Origin of the sequence: Sporosarcina sp. P20a, from assembly GCF_002743175.1 — a bacterium.
Classification (GTDB): domain Bacteria; phylum Bacillota; class Bacilli; order Bacillales_A; family Planococcaceae; genus Sporosarcina.
Genome location: NZ_PDYT01000039.1, coordinates 1 through 6957, shown reverse-complemented (window position 1 = coordinate 6957; position 6957 = coordinate 1). Strand labels below are relative to the sequence as shown.

At 41.1% G+C, this 6957-nt stretch carries 5 protein-coding genes; 2 read left to right on the top strand and 3 right to left on the bottom strand.

All coding sequences use genetic code 11. The features are described from left to right. Positions 1–264: 264 nt before the first annotated feature. The 3 genes from CSV72_RS16250 to efeO are packed head-to-tail and all read right to left on the bottom strand — an operon-like array spanning position 265 to position 4118. Positions 265–2013 carry an FTR1 family iron permease gene (locus CSV72_RS16250; RefSeq protein ID WP_233191345.1) on the bottom strand — a complete coding sequence of 583 codons (1749 nt, stop codon included), beginning with the start codon at positions 2011–2013 and terminating at the stop codon, positions 265–267. Further along, positions 1988–3265, bottom strand: coding sequence for an iron uptake transporter deferrochelatase/peroxidase subunit (efeB, locus tag CSV72_RS16245; protein ID WP_099679204.1), 1278 nt, complete (start codon positions 3263–3265; stop codon positions 1988–1990). Before efeB ends, CSV72_RS16250 begins: the two co-directional genes overlap by 26 nt. A 4-nt stretch (positions 3266–3269) precedes the next feature. Continuing rightward, positions 3270–4118 (bottom strand): iron uptake system protein EfeO, encoded by an 849-nt coding sequence (efeO, locus tag CSV72_RS16240; RefSeq protein ID WP_099679203.1) that lies wholly within the window; start codon positions 4116–4118, stop codon positions 3270–3272. A 244-nt stretch (positions 4119–4362) separates the two neighbouring features. On the opposite strand from efeO, the gene CSV72_RS16235 reads away from it, so the two are divergent. Both CSV72_RS16235 and CSV72_RS16230 read left to right on the top strand, forming a co-directional pair. Next, complete coding sequence (locus CSV72_RS16235; protein ID WP_099679202.1) at positions 4363–5445, top strand: DUF2157 domain-containing protein; 1083 nt, start codon at positions 4363–4365, stop codon at positions 5443–5445. Next, a complete protein-coding gene (locus CSV72_RS16230) occupies positions 5435–5974 on the top strand; it encodes a GDYXXLXY domain-containing protein (protein ID WP_099679201.1) in 540 nt (179 codons plus the stop codon). Before CSV72_RS16235 ends, CSV72_RS16230 begins: the two co-directional genes overlap by 11 nt. Positions 5975–6957: the final 983 nt, after the last annotated feature.

Below are 6957 nucleotides of genomic sequence, written 5' to 3'. Positions count from 1 at the left end.
ACTTACAGTATCTACAAAAGTATGTACTTTCAGGTAGACGATTCTCTTTACTAGTCATATAAATTCTTTTTGGGTCAATAGAATAATGCGACAAGCCTTGTCATCATCACCTTTTCAAGAGGGAGTCGCCCCTCCTACGCTCCAATCCCTTATATAGCAAGTAGGTGTCACTCTGTATTGTGAATTAAAGCTAAGTTTGTAATCGGTTTTGAACTTGATAATGCAAAAAAGGACGCCCCGAGGTTCTGGGACATCCTTGTCTTGTTAATTCGAAAGTTGTGTTTTGGAACGGTTACCTGCTCTTCGTATCCAGACAGTCACTAGGATAATGATTAGCAAACCAAGTTGCGCCATGATCGTTTCATTGGTCGGATAAAAACCAATGAAGTCAATAATCGGCAAGCGAGGTTGTACCGTTGTGTTGATCACGTTCGTCAACTGCAATGTATGAAGACTGACGCCAATAATCTTGAAAGCTAGCACATAAATCAATATCGTTGCCACTGCAAAGAAGCGGTGAATCGGAACACGATGACTGAGTTTCATGAAGACGACCGCCACGATCGCCAATATGACAACTGCTAGTAATATACCTATCACAAATTCCACAGTGGACATCTTCGGCGCAATCCCCGCATAGAAGACAATCGTTTCCGCACCTTCTCTAAATACAGAAAGGAAGCTGACCGAAGCCATGGCGAGTACGCTTCCTTTTGAAATTGCTTGACCCATTTGCTTAGATATATAACGATTCCAAGAGGCGACGTTGGATTTTTGGTGCATCCAAATACCGACACCTATCATCAGTGCAGCCGCCACGAGTCCCACATAACCTTCCATCATTTCACGATCATTGCCTATCGTGACAGATTGTAATACCGTGGACATCATAATCGCAACTACGATACTAAGTGCTAGGCCGGCACCCGCTCCAACATATACCCATTTACGCATAGCTTGTTGTTTGGCGTTCGTTAAGAATGATAATAACGCCATAATGATTAACAATGCTTCAAGACCTTCGCGCAATAAAATCAGTGCAGAATCCCAGAAGCTGAAGCTGTCATTTGTTTGTAGTAAGGCAATTTGCTGTTTTAAATTTTGTAACTGACGTTCGGCCTTTTCAAGATCATAACCGCTATTCGACAATTGACCGATCATCAATGGCAATTCATTTTCAAGCTCTGTATAAAGAGAGGCGTTTTTCGTACGCACTTCCCCTTCCACATTTGGCCAAATCTGAATGAACTCTCGCAAAGACTTCTTTGCGTCTACAAGCTTTCCATTTTGTAGGGAATCTGAGCTTTCATCTAACAATGCCGTCAATGTTGTCAAAGAATATTCTTCAGTTGCTGTCTCTTTCAACGTCCCACTGACGAACTGATCTACCTTGATCTTTAATTCATCAAACTGCGTCCGCAATACTTCAAGATCAGGTTCTTCTTCCGCCAACGTGATTCTCATGAATGCCATACTCGTTTCAATTGCACCATAGGCTGAAATACTTTGCTCACGCACCGGACGTTCATTGCGTGTCCAGGTAGAAATAAATTGCTGATTTGCTTGTTCGATTTCGTCTAACGAACCCGACTCGATAGCTTGGTCTAATTCCGTAAGGGCCGGTTCCATCAATTGACCGAATTTCTCGCGTTCTGCTAGTTCGTCCACTGGATTTTCCGACTTTTCTAATTCATGTAAGGCTTTAGATAATGAACTTAATAGCGTACCGCGTGTTTCTGAATCTGCTTGCAATGCTTGTTTTAATGTTTTATCAATCTCTTTTGTGAACTTCGAACTCTCTAGATTCTGTTGTTGCCAAATCGTTTCGAATTCTTGTAAGGATGCTAGTGCTTGTGCATCATTCGCTTTTTTCGTTTGCATAATCGAGTCGCTGATGGAAATATAGAGATCACTATAATTAGTTTCCGTGTCAGCGAATGCTGGACGGATTGGCAGTAATATGACGAATAACATAACCGCAATCCATTTATATAATCGAGAAGAGTGTGTCACCGATAAAGCCTCCCTTTTGAACTCCAGGGAAGCAGGCGAATAACGCGCTACCACGATGAGTAATATATTCATTTAATTTATCTTCACGACCAAAACTGTTTTGGATTGCGATAAATTGTTCGGGATCTTTTTGGAATGAGATAAACAATAAACCTGCATCAAATGTACCTGTTGAATCCATAACGCCCGAACTATAGGAGAATGAACGACGGTAAATTTTCTGTTTGGATTTCTTAGCCAAACGCACATGGGAAGCTTCGGAGATCACATACTCACCGTTTGCATTCTTTTCATCCAAATCTACTTCGTCCATCTCTTTTTCCTTACCTATTGGCGCTCCCGTATCGCGATGGCGGCCAAATGTGGCTTCTTGTTCCTGCAGTGCTGTTCTATCCCATGTTTCCAAATGCATCTGAACTCGACGAACAGCCATGTACGTACCATTGGTCATCCAACCTTTTGATTGACCCGCATCGATCCAAGCGACTTCATTCATCTCGGCTTCTTTAGATCCATTAGGATTGACTGAACCATCTTTAAACGCAAATAAATTTCTTGGGGTCTCTTTTTTCTTACCCTTCATTGGATAGGAATTAAAACCTGCCTGTGTCCATTTTAATGATACTTTTCCTGATGCTGCACGCACTAAGTTCCGAACCGCGTGAAACGCAACTTGTGGATCATCTGCACATGCTTGAATACAAATATCTCCACCTGTATAAGCTGGATCTAGCTGATCTTTCGGGAAGTGTGGCAAATCTTTCAGTTCGGTAGGCTTTTTTGATGCTAAACCTAAAGACTCTTTTTCAAATAATGACGGCCCGACACCAAACGTCAGCGTTAAATTCGAAGCATCCAACCCGACCGCTTCTCCTGTGTCTTTTGCTGGGATGAGCATATTGGAAGTCTGACCATCAATCTGTTCGCCATTCATCATGCGTACAGCAATGGGAGTCCACATTTTAAATAAATCCATCAATTCTTGTTGTGAATTCACCAAGACATTCAACGAAGCAAAATATACGTAACTTTGACATTCTGTTGCGATTCCAGATTGGTGCTTTCCATAGAAATTGATCTTATTTTTTGAGCGTGGATTATCTTCTTCCTCTACCATTCCGAATACTTTGAGAACACTGCCAAGGCCCGATGCGCCGATTGCCACACCAGCTGCACCTGCTCCTGTATACTTCAGCATTTGACGACGCGAAATTTTCTTATCATAGAATTTTTCTTTAGTTTGGTCCGTCATAGGATCACTCCGTTACGATGCCCATCATACTTAATGGTTCACCTAGTTGATTTACCGCTTCTGACAGCGATTTTGTATCTTCTTTTGTTAATTCTTCATAGGATATATAGCCGCCATTGCCATCTTCATATTCGGCAAGCAGACTATTAATCGTTTTGAATTTAGTTTCGAGTTCATCGACTAGTTGCTGATCTTTTGCTACCATCTTATCTTTCAAGATTTCATAGATTTTTTCCGCGCCTTCAATATTTGCTTTGAAGTCATATAGATCCGTGTGAGAATAAATTTCTTCTTCACCAGTGATTTTAGAAGTAGAGACTTCATTCAATAAATCGACTGCCCCTGTGATCATCAAATCGGGTGATACTTCAACGGTTTCTACACGTGCACGCAGTTCTTTTGCATCCTTAAGCAATTGATCCGCAATCTCTGCGTACCCATCAGTTGTATTTTCCACCCATAGACCGTACTCAATTTTATGATAGCCAGACCATTCTTCTTCTCCTTGACCCTCTTCTTGAACATCTGCAAGACGTGCATCGATGCGTGGATCTAAGTCTCCAAAGCTTTCCGCAATCGGTTCAGAGCGTTCAAAATACATTCTAGCGTTAGGATAGATTTTCTTTGCTTCTTCTATATCTCCCGCTTTAACAGCGGTGACGAATTTTTCTGTGTCCATCACAAATTCATCCATTTGTTCAAGCGCAAACTCTTTATATGCATCTGTTTCAGCAGTTAAATCTACTTCTTCAGTCGCTGACGGTGCTTTTTCAGTAGATTCTTCAGCTGTTCCACAACCTGATAGTAAAATTCCTGTTGTTAAAGCAAAGGCCGTTACGAGTGTTTTGTTCATATTTTTTCCTACTTCCCACTGTTTAGTTTTATATTATCAATGATAATCGTTCTCAAAACTATGTCAATAGGGAATTAAAGGAGATAAATGTATTTATCTAGTATTTATTGTGTTTTTAGAAAATATACGAGATACTATATTCAACTAGATATTTTCTGTAAAGTTCTTTTCATTGTTAATATTCCGTAACGTATAATAGGTTGATTCGTCTACTTAGTAATTAGTATGAAGGGAGGGAATCAGTGTGAAAAGAAAAGTCAGTAAGCAACAATTCAATTTCTTGCAACAAGAGTTTTCTTTTCTACAACAGCAAGGCAAAATGAAAGAAGCAGATGCCAACGAAATGCTCTCGCTATATGAATCTAAAAGTGGCACTAATTTCGTGAGAATCTTGCTAGCTTTCGGAGCTATATTAGTGGGGATCGGGATTCTGAGTTTTATCGCAGGCAACTGGGCTGGATTGACGCCATTCTTTAAGTTTGGATTAATTATTGTCGGCATGATCTTGGCGTACTTTGCAGGATATAAGCTTGAAGGAAATTATGAACGAACATCTCGCAGTATGTATTATATCGGGGTTGCTATTTTTGGAGCAGGGATATTCCTGATTGGTCAAAGCTTTCATTTACAACATGCGGTGTATACCGATTTCCTATTATGGGGTATCGGAATCTTGCCACTAGCCTACTATCTAAAAGATCAATTGCTCGCTGTATTTGCTAGTGCATTTTTTATTATCTATAGCTTCAGTGCTTTCTCAGCTTATGAAATTGGAAGTTTCGGTCCTTTTTGGTTACTTCTATTAATTCCTCTACTATTTTGGATGAATGAAAAGCGATTTGGAAGAAAGAGCTCATTGTTCGTCATGAATGTTTTGCTTAGTGCGGCTTTTATCGTCAATATGCTAGAGTTCTTACATGTGGATGAATGGATTTCTGTGTTGATTGTCTTTGTATTAGGTGTTCTTCTTGCACTCGCACCTTTCAAACATTATCGTACAGAATCTTCTTGGACGGGTTCCGTACTCTTTGGAATCACGGGTATTATGCTGACTTTCCCGTTCATATGGGATGATTTACGATTTGGAGATTCAGCACCTTACATCTTCACTGCTATATTCGTTATCTTATTGATTTATTTTCTAAAGAAAGACAGCCTACCGGCTATTTTAATCACATGCACTTTAATCTACCGCTATTACACGGATATTTCATATAACTTCATGCCAAAATCATTATTTTTCATCATAGGCGGGTTGCTGTTGATCGGTTTTGGATTCTGGTTTGAAAAATCACGACGAGAGACGGTGAAACGTCATGAAGAATAAACGGAATCTATTTCTTTTAGCCCTAATCGTCCCTATCATCCTTCTGTTAGCGATGACTTGGAAGCCTTTATACACAGTGAATACAGGTAAAACTATCACACTAGAAACAGTACCTGTTGATCCACGCGATATTCTTTATGGTGATTATGTCAGTCTTCAGTTCGCGATTGAAGAATTCTCCAAAGACGATCTTGACCCTGCGCTTATTAAAGAATTCTCCAAACATAATACCGGAAAGCTGACGGTGTATGCGGTGTTAGAGCAAGAAGAAGGCGATTTATACGGGTTGAAGACCGTTACACATAAGAAACCAAGTGATGGGTTGTTTTTAAAAGGAGATATGTACTACTACGGTGAACATCATATCGATGACAATCAAATGTATTACGCAAATTTCCTTCCTGATCGTTTCTATGTAGCTGAAAATACCGGCATGCAGTTGGAAGATTTATCACGCGAAGGTCAATTGCTCGCTGAAATAAAAGTTCGTGATGGTTTTGCTGTGTTAGAAGATGTAAGGCCTAAATAGGTCACTTAATTGGAATAGCGGAAGCCGTTGCTGGAAGTCGTGGGAAACACGATTTCTAGTAATGGTTTCTTTTTTGAGTTTGTATTGTTTTGTACAGGGCTACTCGTTGAAGTGCTGTCGGATTACGTTTTTGTTTAGTGTGCGTAATAAGCGGCTTTGGGTTGTGGTTCTTGCACGTACTTTTCTTTTTCCTGTTCATCCAGGAGGTTGTGGTTTAGCTGCCTATGTAAGTGGTGAATTCATTGTCCCCACTTCGACGCTGATGGATGGCTTTCGCGTTGGAATGGGTGTGGGGCAGTTCGGGTAGTGGTTTTTACTCGTTGAAGTGCTGTCGGATTACGTTTCTGTTTAGAGTACGTAATAAGCGGCACTGATTTGTGGTTCTTGCACGTGCTTTTTCTGTTTCGTGTTTGATCAGTAGTTTGTGATTTAGCTGCCTATGTAAGTGGTGAATTCATTGTCCCCACTTCGACGCTGGTGGATGGCTTTCGCGGTGAGCCAGAGACAGGAAGTTCACCTGTCTTTGTCTCATCGCTACGCCTACCACAGCAGTCGCCTTCGTTGGATTGGGTGTACGGCAATTCAGGTAGTTGTTTTTAACCGTCAAAGTGCTGTCGGATTACGTTTCTGTTTAGCGTGCGTAATAAGCGGCAATGGGTTGCGGTTCTTGCACGTGCTTATTCTCTTCCTGTTTGATCAGTAGTTTGTGGTTAGCTGTCTATGTAAGTGGCGAGTCCATTGTCCCCACTACGGCGCTGGTGGATGGCTTTCGCGATGAGCCAGAGACAGGAAAGTTCGCCTGTCTTTGTCTCATCGCTACGCCTACCACAGCAGTCGCCTTCGTTGGAGTGGGTGTAGGGCAGTTCGTATACTTCTTTTTTAAAAGTACAAAATCAGTAACACCAAATCACTGATCTTCTTCCTATAAGAACCACAACCTAAATGAATTCCACTCAGTAGCGCAGGCACAACTGCGGGGTAGG

Coding starts and splice junctions, on each gene's coding strand:
- efeB (WP_099679204.1), bottom strand. CDS start 3,265: ATGACGGACCAAACTAAAGAAAAATTCTATGATAAGAAAATTTCGCGT.
- efeO (WP_099679203.1), bottom strand. CDS start 4,118: ATGAACAAAACACTCGTAACGGCCTTTGCTTTAACAACAGGAATTTTA.
- CSV72_RS16230 (WP_099679201.1), top strand. CDS start 5,435: ATGAAGAATAAACGGAATCTATTTCTTTTAGCCCTAATCGTCCCTATC.